The sequence below is a fragment of the [Enterobacter] lignolyticus SCF1 genome (assembly GCF_000164865.1).
Taxonomy (GTDB): Bacteria; Pseudomonadota; Gammaproteobacteria; order Enterobacterales; family Enterobacteriaceae; genus Enterobacter_B; species Enterobacter_B lignolyticus.
Window position 1 is genome coordinate 525,841 of the sequence record NC_014618.1, and the last position, 20,522, is coordinate 546,362.

Annotated in this window: 23 protein-coding genes and 1 tRNA gene; 16 read left to right on the forward strand and 8 right to left on the reverse strand. The window is 55.2% G+C overall.

Translation table 11 applies throughout. The features are described from left to right. Nucleotides 1-4: 4 nt before the first annotated feature. The 4 genes from mlaC (at nt 5) to murA (ending at nt 2,622) form a co-directional block, all read left to right on the forward strand. On the forward strand, nt 5-640 hold the full coding sequence (gene mlaC / locus ENTCL_RS02540) for a phospholipid-binding protein MlaC (RefSeq protein WP_013364536.1): 636 nt from the start codon (nt 5-7) through the stop codon (nt 638-640). Further along, nucleotides 640-930, forward strand: a complete 291-nt coding sequence (mlaB, locus tag ENTCL_RS02545) for a lipid asymmetry maintenance protein MlaB (RefSeq protein ID WP_013364537.1) — start codon at nt 640-642, stop codon at nt 928-930. Before mlaC ends, mlaB begins: the two co-directional genes overlap by 1 nt. 125 nt (nt 931-1,055) lie before the next feature. Next, nucleotides 1,056-1,310 (forward strand): BolA family iron metabolism protein IbaG, encoded by a 255-nt coding sequence (gene ibaG / locus ENTCL_RS02550; RefSeq protein WP_013364538.1) that lies wholly within the window; start codon nt 1,056-1,058, stop codon nt 1,308-1,310. Nucleotides 1,311-1,362: 52 nt separating this feature from the next. Then, nucleotides 1,363-2,622, forward strand: coding sequence for a UDP-N-acetylglucosamine 1-carboxyvinyltransferase (murA, locus tag ENTCL_RS02555; protein ID WP_013364539.1), 1,260 nt, complete (start codon nt 1,363-1,365; stop codon nt 2,620-2,622). Between the two features lie 56 nt (nt 2,623-2,678). On the opposite strand, the gene sfsB is transcribed toward murA, so the two are convergent. After that, nucleotides 2,679-2,948, reverse strand: coding sequence for a DNA-binding transcriptional regulator SfsB (gene sfsB, locus ENTCL_RS02560; RefSeq protein WP_013364540.1), 270 nt, complete (start codon nt 2,946-2,948; stop codon nt 2,679-2,681). Nucleotides 2,949-3,137: 189 nt separating this feature from the next. Beyond that, entirely contained in the window at nt 3,138-4,109 is a 972-nt protein-coding gene (gene ispB / locus ENTCL_RS02565) for an octaprenyl diphosphate synthase (RefSeq protein ID WP_013364541.1), read from the reverse strand. Between the two features lie 256 nt (nt 4,110-4,365). On the opposite strand from ispB, the gene rplU reads away from it, so the two are divergent. From rplU to cgtA, 4 genes are all read left to right on the forward strand, one after another. Next, a complete protein-coding gene (gene rplU / locus ENTCL_RS02570) occupies nt 4,366-4,677 on the forward strand; it encodes a 50S ribosomal protein L21 (RefSeq protein ID WP_003025032.1) in 312 nt (103 codons plus the stop codon). A 19-nt stretch (nt 4,678-4,696) separates the two neighbouring features. Beyond that, a complete protein-coding gene (rpmA, locus tag ENTCL_RS02575) occupies nt 4,697-4,954 on the forward strand; it encodes a 50S ribosomal protein L27 (protein WP_013364542.1) in 258 nt (85 codons plus the stop codon). 95 nt (nt 4,955-5,049) lie between these two features. After that, nucleotides 5,050-6,015 (forward strand): DMT family transporter, encoded by a 966-nt coding sequence (locus ENTCL_RS02580; RefSeq protein WP_013364543.1) that lies wholly within the window; start codon nt 5,050-5,052, stop codon nt 6,013-6,015. Between the two features lie 15 nt (nt 6,016-6,030). Continuing rightward, nucleotides 6,031-7,203 (forward strand): Obg family GTPase CgtA, encoded by a 1,173-nt coding sequence (cgtA, locus tag ENTCL_RS02585; protein ID WP_013364544.1) that lies wholly within the window; start codon nt 6,031-6,033, stop codon nt 7,201-7,203. Between the two features lie 51 nt (nt 7,204-7,254). Here the strand turns inward: cgtA and dacB are convergent, their stop codons facing one another. Further along, nucleotides 7,255-8,688 carry a serine-type D-Ala-D-Ala carboxypeptidase gene (gene dacB / locus ENTCL_RS02590; RefSeq protein WP_013364545.1) on the reverse strand — a complete coding sequence of 478 codons (1,434 nt, stop codon included), beginning with the start codon at nt 8,686-8,688 and terminating at the stop codon, nt 7,255-7,257. A 242-nt stretch (nt 8,689-8,930) separates the two neighbouring features. On the opposite strand from dacB, the gene greA reads away from it, so the two are divergent. Next, complete coding sequence (gene greA, locus ENTCL_RS02595; RefSeq protein WP_013364546.1) at nt 8,931-9,407, forward strand: transcription elongation factor GreA; 477 nt, start codon at nt 8,931-8,933, stop codon at nt 9,405-9,407. Nucleotides 9,408-9,559: 152 nt separating this feature from the next. Here greA and yhbY read toward each other — a convergent pair whose 3' ends face one another. Continuing rightward, nucleotides 9,560-9,853 (reverse strand): ribosome assembly RNA-binding protein YhbY, encoded by a 294-nt coding sequence (yhbY, locus tag ENTCL_RS02600; RefSeq protein ID WP_007369919.1) that lies wholly within the window; start codon nt 9,851-9,853, stop codon nt 9,560-9,562. A gap of 122 nt (nt 9,854-9,975) precedes the next feature. On the opposite strand from yhbY, the gene rlmE reads away from it, so the two are divergent. The 7 genes from rlmE (at nt 9,976) to ENTCL_RS02635 (ending at nt 16,152) form a co-directional block, all read left to right on the forward strand. After that, the gene (rlmE, locus tag ENTCL_RS02605) at nt 9,976-10,605 is read left to right on the forward strand and encodes a 23S rRNA (uridine(2552)-2'-O)-methyltransferase RlmE (RefSeq protein WP_013364548.1); all 630 of its coding nucleotides are present in this window, start codon (nt 9,976-9,978) and stop codon (nt 10,603-10,605) included. A 114-nt stretch (nt 10,606-10,719) separates the two neighbouring features. Then, on the forward strand, nt 10,720-12,654 hold the full coding sequence (ftsH, locus tag ENTCL_RS02610) for an ATP-dependent zinc metalloprotease FtsH (protein ID WP_044611874.1): 1,935 nt from the start codon (nt 10,720-10,722) through the stop codon (nt 12,652-12,654). Between the two features lie 103 nt (nt 12,655-12,757). Next, nucleotides 12,758-13,606, forward strand: coding sequence for a dihydropteroate synthase (folP, locus tag ENTCL_RS02615; RefSeq protein WP_013364550.1), 849 nt, complete (start codon nt 12,758-12,760; stop codon nt 13,604-13,606). Further along, the gene (gene glmM, locus ENTCL_RS02620; protein WP_013364551.1) at nt 13,599-14,936 is read left to right on the forward strand and encodes a phosphoglucosamine mutase; all 1,338 of its coding nucleotides are present in this window, start codon (nt 13,599-13,601) and stop codon (nt 14,934-14,936) included. The genes folP and glmM overlap by 8 nt, the downstream gene beginning before the upstream one ends. A 229-nt stretch (nt 14,937-15,165) precedes the next feature. Then, nucleotides 15,166-15,495: a preprotein translocase subunit SecG gene (gene secG / locus ENTCL_RS02625; RefSeq protein ID WP_013364552.1), complete on the forward strand. Its 330-nt coding sequence runs from the start codon at nt 15,166-15,168 to the stop codon at nt 15,493-15,495. Nucleotides 15,496-15,510: 15 nt separating this feature from the next. Further along, nucleotides 15,511-15,597, forward strand: a tRNA-Leu gene (locus ENTCL_RS02630). Between the two features lie 144 nt (nt 15,598-15,741). After that, nucleotides 15,742-16,152 carry a hypothetical protein gene (locus ENTCL_RS02635; RefSeq protein ID WP_238981783.1) on the forward strand — a complete coding sequence of 137 codons (411 nt, stop codon included), beginning with the start codon at nt 15,742-15,744 and terminating at the stop codon, nt 16,150-16,152. Nucleotides 16,153-16,189: 37 nt separating this feature from the next. Here the strand turns inward: ENTCL_RS02635 and ENTCL_RS02640 are convergent, their stop codons facing one another. From ENTCL_RS02640 to argG, 4 genes are all read right to left on the reverse strand, one after another. Continuing rightward, nucleotides 16,190-16,741, reverse strand: coding sequence for a YfaZ family outer membrane protein (locus ENTCL_RS02640; protein ID WP_013364554.1), 552 nt, complete (start codon nt 16,739-16,741; stop codon nt 16,190-16,192). A 78-nt stretch (nt 16,742-16,819) separates the two neighbouring features. Then, complete coding sequence (ompA, locus tag ENTCL_RS02645; RefSeq protein ID WP_013364555.1) at nt 16,820-17,863, reverse strand: porin OmpA; 1,044 nt, start codon at nt 17,861-17,863, stop codon at nt 16,820-16,822. A gap of 203 nt (nt 17,864-18,066) precedes the next feature. Then, the gene (locus ENTCL_RS02650; protein ID WP_013364556.1) at nt 18,067-18,696 is read right to left on the reverse strand and encodes a winged helix-turn-helix transcriptional regulator; all 630 of its coding nucleotides are present in this window, start codon (nt 18,694-18,696) and stop codon (nt 18,067-18,069) included. A 192-nt stretch (nt 18,697-18,888) separates the two neighbouring features. Further along, nucleotides 18,889-20,235 (reverse strand): argininosuccinate synthase, encoded by a 1,347-nt coding sequence (gene argG / locus ENTCL_RS02655; protein ID WP_013364557.1) that lies wholly within the window; start codon nt 20,233-20,235, stop codon nt 18,889-18,891. Nucleotides 20,236-20,522 lie beyond the last annotated feature (287 nt).

A 20,522-nucleotide genomic window follows, 5' to 3' on the forward strand; every position in this document is an offset into this window, starting at 1 on the left:
AACGATGTTTAAACGTTTACTTATGATAGCCATGCTGGCGATCGCCCCCCTGACCGCGGCGACGGCTGCCGATCAGTCAAACCCGTATACCCTGATGAATCAGGCCGCGAAAAAAACGTTTGATCGCCTGAAGAACGAGCAGCCAAAAATTCGGGCGAATCCGGATTACCTGCGCGTGGTGGTCGATCAGGAGCTGCTGCCGTATGTTCAGGAAAAATATGCCGGCGCGCTGGTGCTTGGCCGCTACTACCGCGACGCCACGCCGGCGCAGCGCGAGGCCTATTTCGCCGCGTTCCACGAATATCTGAAGCAGGCCTATGGCCAGGCGCTGGCGATGTATCACGGCCAGACGTATCAGATTGCGCCGGAGCAGCCGTTCGGCGAGGCCAGCATTGTGCCTATTCGCGTCACCATTGTGGACTCGAACGGTCGTCCGCCGGTACGCCTGGACTTCCAGTGGCGTAAAAATACCCAGACCGGCAACTGGCAGGCGTATGACATGATCGCGGAAGGCGTCAGCATGATCACCACCAAACAGAACGAGTGGAGCGATCTGCTGCGCACCAAAGGGATCGACGGCCTGACGGCGCAGCTGCAGTCAATCGCGAAGCAGCCGATCACCCTGGAACAGAAAAAATAATGACGCCATCTCTGGGTTGGACGCGCGATAACGATCGCCTGCGGCTGCAGGGCGAGCTGGATCAGGACGTGATCCCGCCGCTCTGGGACGCCCGCGCAGAGGCGACGGTGGGGGTGAGCATCCTCGATCTGAGCGACGTTACGCGCGTGGATACGGCGGGTGTGGCGCTGCTGGTGCATTTTGTCGCGCTGATCCGCGCGCAGGGCAAAACGCCTGAGATCGTGGGGAAGAGCGAAAAAATGCAGACGCTGGTGCAGCTGTATAACCTGTCTGACGATCTAATCCCGTAATTATTCAAGATGTTATTATTTAAAGCCCCCGCGTTTTTAACGTCGGGGCTTTTTGCTTATTTCAGACCGCCTCACTTTCCTCTAAGATGTTGGGCTTGTTTTCACTACCAGATAAAAAGACGCCCATGGAAAATCATGAAATTCAGACCGTGCTGATGAACGCACTCTCCCTTAAGGAAGTCCACGTCTCCGGCGATGGCAGCCACTTTCAGGTTATCGCTGTGGGTGAGATGTTTGACGGTATGAGCCGGGTCAAAAAGCAGCAGGCCGTTTATGCGCCGCTGATGGAGTATATTGCGGACAACCGCATCCATGCCCTGTCGATCAAGGCGTATACCCCGCAGGAATGGGAACGCGATCGTAAACTCAACGGTTTTTAAGCAGCCGCACTAGCCCGGCTGCACAGAATCAATCTACAAGAGACCAGAATTAATGGACAAATTTCGTGTACAGGGGCCGTCGCGCCTCCAGGGCGAAGTCAGCATTTCAGGCGCTAAGAATGCTGCCCTGCCTATCCTCTTCGCTGCGCTGTTGGCCGAAGAGCCGGTAGAAATTCAGAACGTGCCGAAGCTGAAAGACATCGATACGACCATGAAGCTGCTGAGCCAGCTCGGCACCAAAGTGGAGCGTAACGGCTCGGTGTGGATCGACGCCAGCGACGTTAACGTGTTTTGCGCGCCCTATGAGCTGGTGAAAACCATGCGCGCCTCTATCTGGGCGTTGGGGCCGCTGGTGGCGCGTTTCGGTCAGGGCCAGGTGTCTCTGCCGGGCGGCTGCGCTATCGGCGCGCGTCCGGTGGATCTGCATATTACCGGCCTTGAACAGCTCGGCGCTGAAATCAAGCTGGAAGAAGGTTACGTCAAGGCCTCCGTCAACGGCCGCCTGAAAGGCGCGCATATCGTGATGGATAAAGTGAGCGTCGGCGCGACGGTCACCATCATGAGCGCCGCGACGCTGGCGGAAGGAACGACTATCATCGAAAACGCCGCGCGCGAGCCGGAAATCGTTGATACGGCGAACTTCCTCAACGCGATGGGGGCAAAAATCACCGGACAGGGCACCGATCGAATCACCATCGAGGGCGTTGCGCGCCTCGGCGGCGGTGTTTACCGCGTGCTGCCCGACCGTATTGAAACCGGCACGTTCCTGGTCGCCGCCGCGATTTCGGGCGGCAAAATCGTCTGCCGTCACGCCCAGCCGGATACGCTGGATGCCGTGCTGGCAAAACTGCGCGAAGCGGGCGCCGATATCGAAGTCGGCCAGGACTGGATAAGCCTGGACATGCACGGCAAACGTCCGAAAGCGGTTAACGTGCGCACTGCGCCGCACCCGGGCTTCCCAACCGACATGCAGGCCCAGTTCACGCTGCTGAACATGGTGGCTGAAGGGACCGGCGTGATCACCGAAACTATTTTCGAAAACCGCTTCATGCATCTGCCGGAGCTGATCCGTATGGGCGCTCACGCGGAGATTGAAAGCAATACGGCGATTTGCCACGGCGTGGAGAAACTTTCCGGCGCGCAGGTTATGGCGACGGATCTGCGCGCGTCCGCAAGCCTGGTGCTGGCGGGATGCATCGCGGAAGGGACTACGATTGTCGATCGTATCTATCATATCGATCGCGGCTATGAGCGCATTGAAGACAAGCTTCGTGCGCTGGGCGCCAATATCGAGCGCGTGAAAGGCGAATAACCTCCCGTCTCGTTCGCAGCCCCCTGTCCCTGCGACAAGGGGGTTGCACTTCTGCTTTATTTCTCTTTAGGCCGGCGCACCAGCTGCGTTCTGTCGATAAATGCATGGGTGATGGGATCGTGATAGCGCGATGGCCAGATGACCCAGGGGTCCGTATCCAGCGCGCGGGCGATGATGACCTCCCCCTTTGGCCAGGGGCGCGTGAGCGCATTTGCCAGCGTTGATGAGTTAAGGCCGTTTCTGCGGGATTCCGCCGCCAGTGAAGTACCTTTCTTACGCAGCCCGGCAATAATATCGGCGGGATGCCAGTCGATAAATTTATCCATACCTTTTCCCTGTTGATAACGATACGCCATCCACTTCAGATGGTTGAGACACTATAGCGCCGAATGTCGTTAAGTTCTAAAAAGTTCAAGTAAAGGAAAGGGATATTCGGAATATATCAAGCTGGCAGGAGCAAGAAGGGGTTAGCTGGTTTTTACTGGAACTCTCCCGCGCGGCGCGCGGGAGAAGGATTAACGATCGCGCTGTACGGCGATGTGCGCCAGGGAAATCAGCGCTTCGCGCCATGGGGTATCGGGTAAAACGCTGAGGGCGGCGATAGCTTTGTCCGCTTCTTCTTCGGCGCGCTGGCGCGTCCATTCGAGCGACCCGCAATCGGCCATCGCCTCCAGGACCGGCTCCAGTAAATGGCGGCCGTTGCCTTCTTCAATCGCCTGGCGAATCATCGCGGATTGCGCGGCAGAGCCGTGACGCATCGCGTGGAGCAGCGGGAGCGTCGGTTTGCCTTCATTGAGGTCGTCGCCCACATTTTTACCCAGCGTCTCGCCATCGGAGCTGTAGTCCAGCAAATCGTCGATGAGCTGGAACGCGGTGCCAAGATAGCGGCCATAATCCTGCAGGCCCTTCTCTTGCGCGTCCGAGCAGCCCGCCAGCAGGCCGGAACACTGCGCCGCCGCTTCAAACAGACGCGCGGTTTTGCTGTAAATCACCCGCATGTAGCTCTCTTCGGTGATATCCGGGTCGTTGACGTTCATCAGCTGCAGAACTTCGCCTTCCGCGATCACGTTCACCGCTTCGGACATCACCTCAAGAATTTTTAGCGACCCGAGGCTGGTCATCATCTGAAAGGCGCGGGTGTAGATGAAGTCGCCGACCAGTACGCTTGCCGCATTGCCAAATGCCGCATTCGCGGTGGCTTTGCCGCGCCGCATATCCGACTCATCCACAACATCGTCATGCAAAAGCGTAGCGGTGTGGATAAACTCGATAAGGGCCGCAATCGTGACGTGCGCATTTCCCTGATAGCCCACAGCTCTCGCCGCCAGCACCGCGATCATCGGACGAATGCGTTTACCGCCGCCGCTGACGATGTAGTAACCTAGCTGATTAATCAGCTGGACGTCTGAATTGAGTTGCTCAAGGATTGCCGCATTGACACCCGCCATATCTTGCGCGGTTAACTCATTGATTTTTTCTAAATTCATCGCAAATGCCGGGCCAAATGTCCTGTTTACCGCTTATCCAAAAGGGATAACGTAGAGTCTGGGTTACAATTGTAGCCCCGATTGTACTGAAAAAATGGCGCAGATAAACGATACCTTGCGCGTTGTGTTTTTTTTCTTCATGGATTGACGATCGCTCTTGTCAAAGGCTCTCGTTTTGCGTAATATTCGCGCCCTATTGTGAATATTTATAGCGCACTCTGAATCACACGAGGATGTGCGCGGAAGCGGAGTTTATATGTACGCGGTTTTCCAAAGTGGTGGTAAACAACACCGAGTAAGCGAAGGTCAGACCGTTCGCCTGGAAAAGCTGGACATCGCAACTGGCGAATCTGTTGAGTTCGCAGAAGTTCTGATGATCGCAAACGGTGAAGAAGTCAAAATCGGCGTTCCTTTCGTTGATGGCGGCGTTATCAAAGCTGAAGTTGTTGCTCACGGTCGTGGCGAGAAAGTTAAAATCGTTAAGTTTCGTCGTCGTAAACACTACCGTAAGCAGCAGGGCCATCGTCAGTGGTTCACTGATGTGAAAATTACTGGCATCAGCGCCTAAGACCTGAGGAGAGATTTAAATGGCACATAAAAAGGCTGGCGGCTCCACTCGTAACGGTCGCGATTCAGAAGCTAAACGCCTGGGCGTTAAGCGTTTCGGTGGCGAATCCGTTCTGGCGGGTAGCATTATCGTTCGTCAGCGTGGCACCAAGTTCCACGCGGGTACCAACGTAGGTTGCGGTCGCGACCACACTCTGTTTGCTAAAGCAGACGGTAAAGTGAAATTCGAAGTTAAAGGCCCGAAAAACCGTAAATTCATCAGCATCGTTGCTGAATAAGTTTTTCGCGTCCCGGTAACGGATGAAAGCCCCGCAATACGTTGCGGGGCTTTTTACATTAGAAGTCCGGAAAATTTTCTGTAGGGAAAACGGGCATGAAGCAGCAGGCGGGCATTGGTATCCTTTTGGCACTCACTACGGCGGTGTGCTGGGGAGCGTTGCCAATTGCAATGAAGCAGGTGCTGGAGGTCATGGAACCTCCCACCATCGTGTTTTACCGCTTCCTGATGGCAAGCATCGGCCTTGGGGCCATTCTGGCCGTCAAAGGTAAGCTGCCGCCGCTGCAGCTGTTCCGCAAGCCGCGCTGGCTGGTATTGCTGGCGATTGCGACCGGCGGGCTGTTCGGCAACTTTATTCTGTTCAGCTCTTCCCTGCAGTACCTCAGCCCAACGGCGTCACAGGTGATAGGCCAACTCTCGCCCGTGGGGATGATGGTGGCAAGCGTAGTCATTCTCAAAGAGAAGATGCGCGGGACCCAGATCGTTGGTGCGCTGATGTTGCTCTGCGGCATGGTGATGTTCTTTAACACCAGCCTGATGGAGATTTTTACCCGCCTGACCGATTACACATGGGGCGTCATTTTCGGCGTCGGGGCGGCGACGGTCTGGGTGAGCTATGGGGTCGCGCAAAAGGTGTTATTGCGCCGTCTGGCCTCACAGCAGATCCTCTTTTTGCTGTACACTTTATGTACAATAGCGTTGCTGCCGCTGGCCGACCCGGCGAAGGTACTGGCCCTGAATGACTGGCAGCTGGCCTGTCTTGTTTTCTGCGGCCTGAATACTCTGGTAGGCTACGGCGCGCTGGCGGAAGCGATGGCGCGCTGGCAGGCGGCGCAGGTAAGCGCGCTGATTACACTGACGCCGCTGTTTACGCTATTGTTTTCAGATTTGTTATCTGTGGCCTGGCCCGATGTCTTCGCCAGACCGATGTTGAACCTTTTAGGTTATCTCGGTGCGTTTGTCGTGGTTGCGGGCGCGATGTATTCCGCCATTGGTCATCGTCTATGGGGACGGTGGCGTAAGCGTGAAGCGGTAGTACCGCTACCCCGCTCAGGCGAATGATTTACGGAGAGTAAGATGAAGTTTGTTGATGAAGCAACAATCCTGGTCGTGGCCGGGGACGGCGGTAATGGTTGCGTGAGCTTCCGCCGCGAAAAATATATCCCGAAAGGGGGCCCTGATGGCGGCGACGGCGGCGACGGCGGCGACGTCTGGCTGGAAGCCGATGAGAACCTCAATACGCTTATCGACTACCGTTTCGAGAAGTCTTTCCGCGCCGAGCGCGGCCAGAACGGCCAGAGCCGCGACTGTACCGGTAAACGGGGTAAAGATGTGACCGTTAAGGTCCCGGTCGGTACCCGTGTTATCGATCAGGGCACCGGTGAAACCATGGGCGACATGACGAAACACGGTCAGCGTCTGATGGTCGCTAAAGGCGGCTGGCACGGCCTGGGCAACACCCGCTTTAAATCGTCCGTTAACCGTACGCCGCGCCAGAAAACCATGGGCACGCCGGGCGATAAGCGCGATCTGCAGCTGGAACTGATGCTGCTGGCCGACGTCGGGATGCTGGGCATGCCGAACGCCGGGAAATCAACATTTATCCGCGCCGTCTCCGCGGCCAAACCGAAAGTCGCGGATTATCCGTTTACCACCCTGGTGCCGAGCCTCGGCGTGGTGCGTATGGATAACGAGAAGAGCTTTGTGGTCGCCGATATTCCGGGGCTTATCGAAGGCGCTGCGGAAGGCGCAGGCCTGGGGATTCGCTTCCTGAAGCACCTTGAGCGCTGCCGCGTTCTGCTGCACCTGATCGATATCGATCCGATCGACGGTTCCGATCCGGTGGAAAACGCCCGCATTATTATCGGCGAGCTGGAGAAATACAGCGATAAGCTGGCGGCTAAACCGCGCTGGCTGGTCTTTAACAAAATCGACCTGATGGATAAAGCGGAGGCGGAAGCCAAAGCGAAGGCGATTGCCGAAGCCATGGGCTGGGAAGAGAAGTATTACCTGATCTCCGCAGCAAGCCAGGTGGGCGTAAAAGATCTGTGCTGGGATGTGATGACGTTCATCATCGAAAACCCCATCGTTCAGGCGCAGGAAGAATCGCAGCCTGAAAAAGTGGAGTTTATGTGGGATGACTACCATCGTCAGCAGCTTGAAGAAGCGGAAACGGAAGACGACGAAGACTGGGACGACGACTGGGATGAGGACGACGAAGAAGGCGTCGAATTCATCTACAAGCGCTGATGACCAGCCCCTCATAACGAAAAGGCTCCCGACGGGAGCCTTTTTTGTCGCTTAGTTATTCTGATAAAGGTCTTTGTACAGCCGGCTTTCGAAGCGCACCAGCGGGATACGGCGGTTGCGCTGGTCGGCGGGCTCGACGGCATAACCCGACAGATACTGCACGAACGCCATCCGCTGTCCGCTCGCCGTAGTGATGAACCCGGCCAGGTTGTAGACCCCCTGCAGAGAGCCGGTTTTCGCCGACACTTTGCCATCCACTCCCGCCTGATGCAGACCCGCGCGGTACTGCAGAGAGCCGTCATAGCCCGCCAGCGGCAGCATCGAGATGAAGTCCAGCTGGCTGTCGTGCTGCGCGATGTATTGCAGCACCTGCATCATGGTCGCTGGCGCAATCAGGTTGTGGCGGGAGAGACCGGAACCATCGGCGATAATGGTATTGCCCAGGTCAACGCCCGCCTGCTGGCGCAGAATCTGGCGTACCGCATCAGAGCCTGCCCGCCAGGTGCCGGGCACACCGAAACGGGCATGGCCAATGGTACGAAAGACCGTATCGGCAATCATGTTGTCCGATTTTTTCAGCATGATCTTCAGCAGGTCATGTAAAGGCGCGGACTGCTTGCTGGCGATGACCGTTCCGGGGTCGTTAGGGAGCGTCTGACGCAGCAGCGTGCCGGTCCAGGTGATTCCTGCCTGTTTGAGTTCGTCTTTGATGATTGCGCCCGCGTAGCTGGCGCCGTCCTGAATAGCGAAGGCCAGCGGCAGCGGGTCCGCGCGTTGCGGCAGGCAGCCGGTCAGCGTATAGCGGTTTAAATCGCCGGGAACGACGTCCAGCTCGCAGTACTGCGCATCGGCTGAGCCACGAGCCAGCGTGCGAACCTGGCTGAACATGGTGACCGGGTAGTACGACGCCACGCGGATAAACGCCAGGTCGCCCGGTTTTTGCGCGCTGTAGAGCGAAACGGAAAAACAGTTGCGATCGACAATGGCCGCCGCGGGCGGTGCGCTAAAACACTGGGTTAAGTCGTTCCACGGCCAGCCGGGAGCCTTATCGTGGCTGGCGAAAACGGAGGTATCAATCAGCACGTTGCCATCGATTTGCTGGACGCCCGATTTTTTCAGCACCGCGACCATATTGCGAAGATCCTGGCGTTTTAGCGTCGGATCGCCGCCAAAGCGCGCAATGAGGTCGCCTTTCAGCACACCGCCATTCAGGCTGCCCTTCGTTTCAAGCGTGGTGGTGAAGCGAAAATCCGGGCCAAGCTGCAGCAGGGCGGCGAGGGCGGTGATCACCTTCTGGGTACTGGCGGGTAGCGCCATCTGCTGCCCGTGATAATCTATCTCCGGCGCCTGCGACCCGACTTTCTGCACCATAAGGGCAAGGTTTGCGCCGGCGGGGAGTTGGCTAATGTACTCCTCAACGTTCGCTGCCTGAACGCTAAATGCTAAACTGGTAGTCAATCCGATGATAAATCTGGAAAATCGCATAATCTCGCGCTAACAACCTGGAAACAAGCCGTCATACTACGGCGCATCGCCCTGTAAAGTAAACGATGACCCATAGTGAACTTCAGGGTAAAATACGTATCAAACAAAAAAATTGCTGCTGGCCTGGAATTTTGTGTCCGGGTCAGTTTTCTTTTTGCTTCTTTCCTGCCCGCTGCGGTCCTGGGAAGATAGCGGGGGCAGCGGTATGCTGCGCCTGAAGGAATGATTAAGAGGTATAACTAATGCAAGCTATTCCGATGACCTTACGTGGTGCCGACAAACTGCGCGAAGAACTGGAGTACCTGAAATCCGTTCGCCGTCCTGAAATCATCGCCGCCATTGCCGAAGCGCGTGAGCACGGCGATCTGAAAGAAAATGCGGAGTACCACGCTGCGCGTGAACAGCAGGGCTTCTGTGAAGGCCGTATCAAGGATATCGAAGCGAAGCTGTCGAACGCGCAGGTTATCGATATCAGCAAGATGCCGAACAACGGTCGCGTCATTTTCGGCTCCACCGTCACGGTGCTGAACCTGGACAGCGACGAAGAGCAGTCGTATCGCATCGTGGGCGATGACGAAGCCGACTTCAAACAAAACCTGATCTCGGTAAACTCGCCGATCGCACGCGGTCTGGTCGGTAAAGAGCAGGATGATGTCGTCACCATTCGCACCCCTGGCGGCGAAGTGGAATACGAAATCGTTAAGGTTGATTACCTGTAATGATGGCGCATCGCGCAAGCGTTGCGACAATGTAAAGATAAGAAAAAGGCCGCATAGCGGCCTTTTATCAACGCCAGGAGCGTGGCATTTTGCTCGTCTGTTTGCGCAAATCCCTCGTTTTACACAGAAATCGTGTTTAACTCAGGATATTCTTAGCGCGGCAGCGAGATTTTTCGCTCTGCGGTCGGGCGATAAAGCACCAGCGTTTTACCGATGACCTGTACGTTACAGGCGCCGGTTTCGCGCACGATAGCTTCCACGATCAGGGTTTTGGTTTCTCTGTCTTCAGAGGCGATCTTCACCTTGATGAGCTCATGGTGCTCTAACGCTTGTTCAATCTCGGCTAGCACCCCTTCGGTCAAACCATTATTGCCAAGCATAACTACCGGCTTGAGCGGATGTGCCAGACCTTTCAGGTGCTGTTTTTGTTTAGTACTCAGATTCATCGTATATTTTTGCTTACGTTGGGATTGAAAACGGTTCATTCTACCGCCATCTCCCTAATATCGCCAAATTGCCGCGTCGAAATTTACGTCGCTGGATACGATGAACCCGGATGGAATGTGAAATGACAGGTAAAAAGCGTTCTGCCAGCTCCAGTCGCTGGCTCCAGGAACACTTTAGCGACAAATATGTTCAACAGGCGCAGAAAAAGGGGTTACGTTCCCGTGCCTGGTTTAAACTTGATGAAATACAGCAAAGTGACAAACTTTTTAAACCGGGAATGACGGTCGTCGATCTCGGTGCGGCACCGGGGGGCTGGTCACAGTACGCGGTGACGCAGATCGGGGGTAATGGCCGCATCATCGCATGCGATCTTTTACCGATGGATCCTATCGTTGGCGTTGACTTCCTTCAGGGCGATTTTCGTGATGAATTAGTCCTGAAAGCGTTACTCGAACGCGTAGGTGATAGTAAAGTACAAGTTGTCATGTCAGATATGGCACCAAACATGAGCGGAACACCGGCGGTGGATATCCCCCGCGCCATGTACCTGGTGGAGCTGGCGTTGCAGATGTGCCGGGATGTCCTGGCGCCGGGCGGCAGCTTTTTAGTGAAGGTGTTCCAGGGCGAAGGTTTCGATGAGTATCTTAGGGAAATTCGCTCCCTGTTTACGACGGTTAAAGTTCGTAAGCCGGACTCTTCGCGTGCGCGTTCACGCGAAGTGTACATTGTAGCGACCGGGCGAAAACCATAACCGACGGATGCCGGACGGCAGCTTTCGATGCTGCGGTTTGAATTTTGGCGGATATAGAGTAACCTGACGCTGTTATTAACACAGTTGTAATAAGAGGTTAATCCCTTGAGTGACATGGCGAAAAACCTAATACTCTGGCTGGTCATCGCAGTGGTGCTGATGTCAGTGTTCCAGAGCTTTGGGCCCAGCGAGTCTAATGGCCGTAAGGTGGATTACTCTACCTTCCTGCAGGAAGTCAACCAGGATCAGGTTCGCGAAGCGCGTATCAACGGACGTGAGATCAACGTTACCAAGAAAGATAGTAACCGTTACACGACTTACATTCCGGTTAACGATCCGAAGCTGCTTGATAACCTGCTGACCAAGAACGTGAAAGTGGTTGGTGAACCGCCTGAAGAGCCGAGCCTGCTGGCTTCTATCTTCATTTCCTGGTTCCCGATGCTGCTGCTGATTGGCGTCTGGATCTTCTTCATGCGGCAGATGCAGGGCGGCGGCGGTAAAGGCGCTATGTCGTTCGGCAAGAGCAAGGCGCGCATGCTGACCGAAGACCAGATCAAAACCACCTTTGCTGATGTTGCGGGCTGCGACGAGGCGAAAGAGGAAGTGGGCGAGCTGGTCGAGTACCTGCGTGAGCCGAGCCGCTTCCAGAAGCTGGGTGGTAAAATTCCGAAAGGCGTCCTGATGGTCGGCCCTCCGGGTACCGGTAAAACGCTGCTGGCGAAGGCTATCGCCGGCGAAGCGAAGGTCCCGTTCTTTACGATTTCCGGTTCTGACTTCGTGGAAATGTTCGTGGGTGTCGGCGCCTCCCGTGTGCGCGACATGTTCGAACAGGCCAAGAAGGCGGCGCCGTGCATTATCTTCATCGATGAAATCGACGCCGTCGGCCGCCAGCGTGGCGCCGGTCTGGGCGGCGGTCATGATGAACGTGAACAAACGCTGAACCAGATGCTGGTTGAGATGGACGGTTTTGAAGGCAATGAAGGGATCATCGTTATCGCGGCGACAAACCGCCCTGACGTTCTTGACCCTGCTCTGCTGCGTCCAGGCCGTTTCGACCGTCAGGTTGTGGTTGGCCTGCCGGATGTTCGCGGTCGTGAACAGATTCTGAAAGTACACATGCGTCGCGTACCGCTGGCGCCGGATGTTGATGCCGCGATTATCGCGCGCGGTACTCCGGGCTTCTCCGGTGCGGATCTCGCCAACCTGGTGAACGAAGCGGCGCTGTTTGCGGCACGCGGCAACAAGCGCGTGGTATCGATGGTTGAGTTTGAAAAAGCGAAAGACAAAATCATGATGGGTGCGGAACGTCGCTCCATGGTGATGACGGAAGCGCAGAAAGAATCCACCGCGTACCATGAAGCTGGCCACGCGATTATCGGTCGCCTGGTGCCGGAGCACGATCCGGTGCACAAAGTGACGATTATCCCGCGCGGTCGCGCGCTGGGCGTGACCTTCTTCCTGCCGGAGGGCGATGCTATCAGCGCCAGCCGTCAGAAGCTGGAAAGCCAGATTTCGACTCTGTACGGCGGCCGTCTGGCGGAAGAGATCATCTACGGCGTAGAGCATGTTTCTACCGGCGCGTCGAACGACATTAAGGTCGCGACCAACCTGGCGCGCAACATGGTGACCCAGTGGGGCTTCTCCGACAAACTCGGTCCGCTGCTGTACGCGGAAGAGGAAGGCGAAGTATTCCTCGGCCGCAGCGTGGCGAAAGCGAAGCATATGTCCGATGAGACCGCGCGTATCATCGACCAGGAAGTGAAGGCGCTGATTGAACGTAACTACGGTCGCGCGCGTCAGATCCTCAACGACAACATGGATATCCTGCACGCGATGAAAGATGCGCTCATGAAATATGAGACCATCGACGCGCCGCAGATCGACGACCTGATGGCGCGCCGCGATGTGCGCCCGCCGGCGGGCTGGGAAGATCCTGCTGCGTCCAATAACTCTGATAACAACGGTACCCCGCGTGCGCCGCGTCCGGTCGACGAGCCGCGTACGACGAACCCGGGCAATACGATGTCAGAGCATCTGGACGACAAGTAAGATTTCCGCCTTTGGATACGCTGTCGTTACCCGTTAAAACCCTGGGGCTTGCCCCGGGGTTTTTCTTTTCTCTTTAACCTTTTATCAGACCAGGGACATTGTCATGAAACTATTCGCTCAGGACACCACCCTCGATCTCTCGCATCCGCACGTCATGGGGATCCTCAATGTGACTCCCGATTCCTTTTCGGATGGAGGGTCGCACAATCAGCTTGTGGACGCCGTTAAGCACGCGAATCTGATGATCAACGCCGGCGCGACGATTATCGATGTCGGCGGGGAGTCCACCCGTCCAGGCGCCGCCGATGTGAGCGTGGATGAAGAGCTCTCGCGGGTCATTCCGGTGGTTGAGGCGCTAGCCCAGCGGTTTGAGGTGTGGATTTCGGTCGACACCTCAAAACCGGAGGTGATCCGCGAGTCCGCGCGGGCTGGCGCGCATATCATTAACGATATTCGCTCCTTAACCGAACCGGGCGCGCTGGAAGCCGCTGCGGAAACCGGGTTACCGGTATGCCTGATGCACATGCAAGGGCAACCCAAAACGATGCAGGAAGCGCCGAAGTATGATGATGTCTTTGCGGACGTGAATCGCTTCTTTATTGAGCACATCGAGCGCTGTGTGCAGGCGGGAATCTCAAAATCAAAATTGCTGCTCGACCCGGGGTTTGGTTTCGGTAAAAATCTTACTCATAATTATGCGCTTCTCGCACGGTTGTCGGAGTATCATCACTTCGGCCTGCCGCTGTTGGTTGGCATGTCGCGTAAATCGATGGTGGGCCAGCTGCTGAACGTCGGCCCATCTGAGCGCCTGAGCGGCAGCCTGGCGTGCGCTGTGATTGCGGCAATGCAGGGCGCGCAGATTATCCGCGTCCATGACGTCAAAGAAACTGTAGAAGCGCTGCGCGTGGTGGAAGCCACACTCTCCGGGAGGGAACACAAGTACTATGAGTAACCGTAAATATTTTGGCACCGATGGGATCCGCGGCCGCGTTGGCGATGCCCCCATTACCCCTGACTTCGTTCTTAAACTGGGCTGGGCCGCCGGAAAGGTTCTGGCTCGTCACGGTTCTCGTAAGGTCATTATCGGTAAGGATACGCGTATTTCCGGCTACATGCTGGAATCCGCGCTCGAGGCTGGCCTCGCGGCGGCAGGCCTGTCCGCGTCCTTTACCGGCCCGATGCCAACGCCGGCCGTTGCCTACCTGACGCGCGCCTTCCGCGCGGAAGCCGGGATTGTTATCTCCGCCTCGCACAATCCGTTTTACGATAACGGCATTAAGTTTTTCTCAACCGAAGGCACCAAGCTTCCGGACGATATCGAGAAAGCGATTGAGGATGAGCTGGAAAAAGAGATCAGCTGCGTCGATTCTGCCGAGCTAGGCAAAGCCAACCGTATCGTTGACGCCGCGGGGCGCTATATCGAATTCTGTAAAGGGACCTTCCCCAACGAACTGGACCTCAGCGATCTGAAAATTGTGCTGGACTGCGCGAATGGCGCCACCTACCACATTGCGCCGAATGTGTTCCGCGAGCTGGGCGCGAAAGTTATCACCATTGGCTGTGAGCCAAACGGCGTTAACATCAACGAAGAGGTCGGGGCAACGGACGTACGGGCCCTGCAGGCGCGCGTGCTGGCTGAAAAGGCCCATCTGGGTATCGCCTATGACGGCGACGGCGACCGCGTCATTATGGTCGACCACGAAGGCAACAAAGTCGATGGTGACCAGATCCTCTACATTATTGCCCGGGAATCGCTGCGCCAGGGACAATTGCGCGGCGGCGCGGTGGGTACCCTGATGAGCAACATGGGGCTTGAGCTGGCGCTGAAGCAGCTGGGCATCCCGTTTGCCCGCGCGAAGGTGGGCGACCGCTACGTGCTGGAAAAACTGCAGGAAAAAGGCTGGCGCATCGGCGCGGAAAACTCCGGCCACGTGATTTTGCTGGATCAAACCACTACGGGCGACGGCATTGTCGCGAGCCTGCAGGTGGTCGCCGCGATGGCCCGCAATCATATGAGCCTGCACGACCTGTGCAGCGGCATGAAAATGTTCCCGCAGGTGTTAGTGAACGTTCGCTATCAGAACAGCGCAGACAACCCGTTGGAGCATGAGAGCGTGAAAATCGTTACGGCGGAAGTGGAAGCCGCGCTGGGTAACCGCGGGCGCGTGCTGCTGCGTAAATCGGGCACTGAGCCGCTGATCCGCGTCATGGTGGAAGGCGAGCACGAAGAGCAGGTCAACGCCTTCGCGCATCGCATCGCCGATGCGGTGAAAGCCGTCTGATATCGCGCGTGAAGTGTCTGAAAAGGCGACAATAGTCGCCTTTTTATTAGGCATAAATGACTTCTTTGCTGTTTTTTTCCGCAGTTGATACAATAGCGCGAAATTGCCCTTGCGAAGCCCATTCGCTTTGGTTAGTATTCACACCCGCTTCAGTGGGAAACGTTGAAACCTCCCGCTTTATTGGTTGAAGCAATTGGTATGCAGTAATGCTGCAAGGAACAGGTTGATTATGTACGAAGCTCTTCTTGTCGTTTTCCTTATTGTTGCGATTGGCCTCGTAGGTCTGATTATGCTGCAGCAGGGTAAAGGCGCTGATATGGGAGCCTCCTTCGGAGCAGGCGCATCCGCTACGCTGTTTGGTTCAAGTGGTTCTGGTAACTTCATGACCCGTATGACCGCGATTCTGGCGACGCTGTTCTTCATCATCAGTCTGGCATTGGGCAACATCAATACCAACAAGACCAATAAAGGAAGCGAGTGGGAAAATCTGACTGCGCCGAAATCGGAGCAGACTCAGCCAGCAGCGCCGGCGCAGCCGAGCAGCGATATCCCGCACTAAAAGCAGTAACTCTGTGCCGAGGTGGTGGAATTGGTAGACACGCTACCTTGAGGTGGTAGTGCCCGATTGGGCTTACGGGTTCAAGTCCCGTCCTCGGTACCAATATTTAAGAAAAAGACGTCGAAAGACGTCTTTTTTGCATTCTCCCGCCGTTTATTAATAAACAAACTTTCACTGGTCGGAATCCCTGCAAAATCGATAAAGTCTGTGTCTATTTTTACGTCACTGATGCAGGTAAACGACGTCGTGAATATTTACAGAACCTTTATTATTGCCGGTGCCTTCGCCATCGCAGGATGTAGCAGTTCGTCATCCTCTTCTTTAAATACCGTCAATGAAATAAACGGTACCGCCATTCCGGTTATTCATGCGAATAACCGCGCAGCGGCGAGCACAGAGCAGGCGTCCGTCACCTCATTTTACCAGGAAAACTCCCTGCAGATTTCTAAGCTCAGCCATTCGCTTAAAAGTGAATGGCTGCAGGACGTGAAGCCAGCGGAAGTGTTCGACCAGAGCAGCAATGTCAGCCACGTCTATGCGGCATTATCGAAGCTTGAGGAAATGTCGGAGATGAACGAGATATACCGTAAAGATAATAATATCGAGGGGTTAAAGGCAATTAATCTGGCGCTGAAGCCGTGGAAGGTTAATGCCTGAAAAACGGTTGCCGGGTTCCGGCAACCGCATATCGCGATTAGAACTTAAAGTTGAAACCCGCGTAAGGGCCATCGGCCAGCGTGTTGTCTTTATTCCCATCTTTACCCGCCATCTCAATATAGCGATAGCCAGCATCAATACTCATTGATTTGGTAAGGTTAAAACGTACGCTGGCGTTCGCTTCAACATAGTCTTCGACACCGCTTGAGAGTGAGTCCGGCGAATAGTAGTACTCTCCCATCAGCGTAATGAAATCGCCTAACGGCAGCTGCGCGCCGCCGCCGACGGCGACGGCATAGCCTTCGTCGCCATTATTAGGGTTCAGGTACACGCCGCGTCCGCCGAGGGTCAGGATCACCGAGCCAAGCGGGAAGTTGTATCCCATGCCCAGACCGGCAATATCGCCATCGTTATCGCTGTGCGCCCAGTTACCGTTGAAGGTGAACCCCGGTTCGCTGCCGCCAAACGTCGCGGATAGGTTGGTGTAGTTTTCGCCAGCATCGCCATGAAGATTGACGGAGGCGCTGGCGGCCCCGCTAACAGTGAGCGCCGCTATCAGCAACGCAGCTTTCGTTTTGAGCGTGTTCATTGTATGTCCCTACAGGTAAAAAAAGCCCGATACTGACGATCGGGCAAATAAGACAAGGTGTGCTGGTACGTGCGCAGATTACTGACCGGAGATCTGCACCACTACGCGACGATCCGGAGAGAGGCAGTTTTTCAGCGCGCTGCCGGTCATGTTGTCGCAGGTGTTGCCGGTGACAGAGTCTGTCGCACCGCGGCCTTCCGTGCGGATGTTTTCCGCAGACATGCCGAGACCGATCAGCTGCTCAGCAACGGCCTGAGCGCGACGTGCGGACAGCGCCTGGTTGTAGGATGCGCTACCGGTGCGGTCGCTGTAGCCAATGACGAGGGTGGTATTGCCGGTTGCAGACTGCAGATCCGGAGAATGGTACAGCTGGTTGATAGCCGCTTTACCTTCGTTTGTCAGCGTTGCGGAGTCGTAGCCGAACATCACGTCTGATTTCAGATTGAATGTCTTCGGCGCTTCAGCTACCGGCGCAGGCGCTGGCGCAGGGGCGGCAACGGGCTCTGGCGTATTTTGACCAAAGCGGTAAACGATACCCGCCGTGACAGAGCTTGCGTCTGCGGTCATACCGATCTGGTTTTCATTACCCACATTGCTGACCCACTGGTATTCGAGGCGGCCCGCCAGGCTTGGCGTGAACGCATACTCGGTACCGACCGCCAGCAGAGGGCGTACGCCGGTGTCGAAGGTGCTGTGGCCAGCCGCTTCGGTTTCCGCGCGATAACCCATGGCGCCTGCGCGGCCGTAGAGATCCCAGCTATCGGAAAGGCCATAGCTGGCTTTCAGAGAGAGCTGCAGGCCCTGGCTTTTCATTTTGCCGCCAGCCGCGCCGTTGTTGCCGTTGAACTGCATGTTGCCGAGGTAGTCGTAGCCCCCTTCAACCGCCAGCCAGTTGTTAATCTGATAGCCGCCGAAGATGCCGCCGCCAACGTTGTCGCTGTTGGTATCGAAATCCGTCGCCTGACGCATGTTGTCATTGAAATCATTATTTGCACTGGTGTCAGAATAATGGGACCAGCCAAATTTTGCACCGCCGTACCAGGTACCAGCATCAGCGGCAGCAAATGCCGTAGACATTGTGCAAGCATTTAAAATCGTCAGAGCGACAAGTGTTTTTTTCATTTTCTAGCCTTGATTCTGTTATAACGTAGTTGGAGCTACGTGGAATGGTCTTATAGCGCAAGCGGCTAAGATATAGATGTTTTTTAAATCAGTTAATGATTAGTTTGTTTATTTTTAAATTGTTTTTAACTGTTTCAAAATATATTTATAACAGAAGGGAGACCGCCACCGCTTGAGATATTCATGCGGCGGTGGAAGAAATGTCAGAATTTTTCAGGCAGGGTAGTAATGCTTTGCAAATATCCGCCGCGGATGAATTGAATATATTTCCCTTTCTTAAGTGCGGATAATACGTTTAACACGCTGCTGCGTGATAAGTGCGTCCGATCCTGAATATAATCCAGCATTGAGGTACGCATGCGGGTTTCTTCCGGCAGCAGGATCATCTCCAGCAGGTGGTTGCGAATAACCGAATAGGTACGCTGCTGAAGGACCAGCGTGTCGCGGTAGCCCATATAGGCCGTGTGGTATGCCAGAAGGGCGGTCACATCCTGCCAGAGGTTCTTTTCGGTAAAGATGCGCATGGCGACATCGCCGTCAATTCGCAGGACGGTAGACTCAATCTCCGCGCGCAGAGCATGCCCCCGCATGGGTTGCAGCATCTCCGCTACGCCGAAAAGATGCGGCTCGTAAACGGTGACCATTACCAGTCCATCCGACGCCCGTAAAATAGAGATCTCACCTTCTTTAAACAGGTAAAGCTGAGGTCCGCTTTTGTGATCCCAGGACAGTTTTTTCCTGGCCACGGCCTTGAGTGGGGTGGCATACGGCTCCAGCTCGGCAATCAATCGATCAATTGAAGGCTGCGGTCGTACAGGCTGCGAAATATGCATAGAATTCCTCATAAGAAAAATGATGAAATCTTCCGTCGGAAATTACAGACGAGCATGTTAATGCACAATGGAAGGCGAAAAGGCGAGATTGCCTCAAACCCGGCTATTTTAATGGATGGTTTGAGGTTGGCAAATTTTTTTGTTTATAAAAACACACTGATTGGAATATTCCAATCAGTGTGTCTGAATGTGTTACTTTTTATTACCGAGTTCCAGATTCTCAACCTGCGGCAGGCCGTTGGTCGATGATGCAGAGAGCAGTCCGCTATTCGCATAGGTAAACAGTTTTTCACGCGTATCGGTAATATCAAGATTGCGCATGGTCAGCTGCCCGATACGGTCGTCCGGAGAGAAGACGGAATCCCCTTTTTCCATGGTCAGACGCTCTGGCTTATAGGTCAGGTTGTCGGAAACGGTATTGAGGATCGAATAGTCGTTGCCGCGACGCAGCTCAAGCGTGACCTCGCCGGTGATGGCGCTCGCGACCCAGCGCTGCAGGGCATCACGCAGCATCAAGGCCTGGGAATCAAACCAACGGCCCTGATACAGCAGACGGCCTAACTGACGGCCATGCGCGTGGTACTGCTCAATAGTGTCTTCGTTATGAATACCGGTCAGCAGGCGCTCGTAGGCGATGTGCAGCAGCGCCATGCCCGGGGCTTCATAAATGCCACGGCTTTTGGCTTCGATGATCCGGTTTTCAATCTGATCGCTCATGCCCAACCCGTGACGACCGCCGATACGGTTGGCTTCCATCATCATTTCGACGTCGTCGCTGAAGGTGTTGCCGTTGAGCGCTACCGGGTGGCCTTTTTCAAAGCGAACCGTGACTTCTTCCGCCGGGATTTTCACGTTTTCGTCCCAGAACTTCACGCCCATGATCGGGTTAACAATCTTGACGCTGGAGTTCAGAAACTCGAGGTCTTTCGCTTCGTGCGTCGCGCCCAGCATGTTGGAATCGGTGGAATAGGCTTTCTCAACCGACATTTTGTAATCGAAACCGCAGGCAATCATAAACTCGGACATCTCCTGACGGCCGCCGAGCTCGTCGATAAAGTCGGTATCGAGCCACGGTTTGTAAATTTTTAGCTCGGCGTTGGTCAGCAGACCGTAGCGATAGAAGCGCTCAATATCATTTCCTTTATAGGTGCTGCCGTCGCCCCAGATGTTTACGCCATCTTCTTTCATTGCGGCGACCAGCATGGTGCCGGTGACCGCACGCCCCAGCGGGGTGGTGTTGAAGTAGGTCAGCCCGCCGGTGGTGTTGTGGAATGCGCCGCACTGGATAGCGGCGATCCCTTCGGCGACAAGCTGCTTACGGCAATCGATCAGGCGGGCGTTTTCTGCGCCGTATTCCATCGCGCGGCGGGGAATCGCGTCATAATCCTCTTCATCAGGCTGGCCCAGGTTCGCCGTGTATGCATACGGCACTGCGCCTTTTTTTCGCATCCACAGCAGGGCGGCGCTGGTGTCCAGACCACCGGAGAAAGCGATACCAATACGTTGACCAACCGGAAGATGCTTGAGAATCGTCGTCATAAAGTAAAACCCTGATTGCCAGATTATGATGGAGTGATTGCTTAACGCTTATTGCATTTTTATGCAAAATAAATGAGTTTTCATTTAAACACCTTTTCACCTTCGCGGGAAGAGATTCGTGTGTTTTTCGTGAAAAATTTGTTTTCTCAATACGTTAATATTATGCATAACAGCGGAATTTTTATGCTGACGCCACCCTCAGGATGAATAGGTTGACACGGGGGGCGATACTTCAATATACTGAACGCCGGTTTTACGTCCCGTCCTCGGTACCAAATCCCAGCAGT

Bases quoted from the DNA above. Each gene is read 5' to 3' on its own strand.
- ompA (WP_013364555.1), bottom strand. From the start codon at position 17,863: ATGAAAAAAACACTTGTCGCTCTGACGATTTTAAATGCTTGCACAATG.
- ENTCL_RS02580 (WP_013364543.1), top strand. From the start codon at position 5,050: ATGAAGCAGCAGGCGGGCATTGGTATCCTTTTGGCACTCACTACGGCG.
- rplU (WP_003025032.1), top strand. From the start codon at position 4,366: ATGTACGCGGTTTTCCAAAGTGGTGGTAAACAACACCGAGTAAGCGAA.
- glmM (WP_013364551.1), top strand. From the start codon at position 13,599: ATGAGTAACCGTAAATATTTTGGCACCGATGGGATCCGCGGCCGCGTT.
- murA (WP_013364539.1), top strand. From the start codon at position 1,363: ATGGACAAATTTCGTGTACAGGGGCCGTCGCGCCTCCAGGGCGAAGTC.
- ftsH (WP_044611874.1), top strand. From the start codon at position 10,720: ATGGCGAAAAACCTAATACTCTGGCTGGTCATCGCAGTGGTGCTGATG.
- ibaG (WP_013364538.1), top strand. From the start codon at position 1,056: ATGGAAAATCATGAAATTCAGACCGTGCTGATGAACGCACTCTCCCTT.
- rpmA (WP_013364542.1), top strand. From the start codon at position 4,697: ATGGCACATAAAAAGGCTGGCGGCTCCACTCGTAACGGTCGCGATTCA.
- ENTCL_RS02640 (WP_013364554.1), bottom strand. From the start codon at position 16,741: ATGAACACGCTCAAAACGAAAGCTGCGTTGCTGATAGCGGCGCTCACT.
- dacB (WP_013364545.1), bottom strand. From the start codon at position 8,688: ATGCGATTTTCCAGATTTATCATCGGATTGACTACCAGTTTAGCATTT.
- cgtA (WP_013364544.1), top strand. From the start codon at position 6,031: ATGAAGTTTGTTGATGAAGCAACAATCCTGGTCGTGGCCGGGGACGGC.
- folP (WP_013364550.1), top strand. From the start codon at position 12,758: ATGAAACTATTCGCTCAGGACACCACCCTCGATCTCTCGCATCCGCAC.
- mlaC (WP_013364536.1), top strand. From the start codon at position 5: ATGTTTAAACGTTTACTTATGATAGCCATGCTGGCGATCGCCCCCCTG.
- secG (WP_013364552.1), top strand. From the start codon at position 15,166: ATGTACGAAGCTCTTCTTGTCGTTTTCCTTATTGTTGCGATTGGCCTC.
- mlaB (WP_013364537.1), top strand. From the start codon at position 640: ATGACGCCATCTCTGGGTTGGACGCGCGATAACGATCGCCTGCGGCTG.
- sfsB (WP_013364540.1), bottom strand. From the start codon at position 2,948: ATGGATAAATTTATCGACTGGCATCCCGCCGATATTATTGCCGGGCTG.
- ispB (WP_013364541.1), bottom strand. From the start codon at position 4,109: ATGAATTTAGAAAAAATCAATGAGTTAACCGCGCAAGATATGGCGGGT.
- argG (WP_013364557.1), bottom strand. From the start codon at position 20,235: ATGACGACGATTCTCAAGCATCTTCCGGTTGGTCAACGTATTGGTATC.
- yhbY (WP_007369919.1), bottom strand. From the start codon at position 9,853: ATGAATCTGAGTACTAAACAAAAACAGCACCTGAAAGGTCTGGCACAT.
- greA (WP_013364546.1), top strand. From the start codon at position 8,931: ATGCAAGCTATTCCGATGACCTTACGTGGTGCCGACAAACTGCGCGAA.
- ENTCL_RS02650 (WP_013364556.1), bottom strand. From the start codon at position 18,696: ATGCATATTTCGCAGCCTGTACGACCGCAGCCTTCAATTGATCGATTG.
- rlmE (WP_013364548.1), top strand. From the start codon at position 9,976: ATGACAGGTAAAAAGCGTTCTGCCAGCTCCAGTCGCTGGCTCCAGGAA.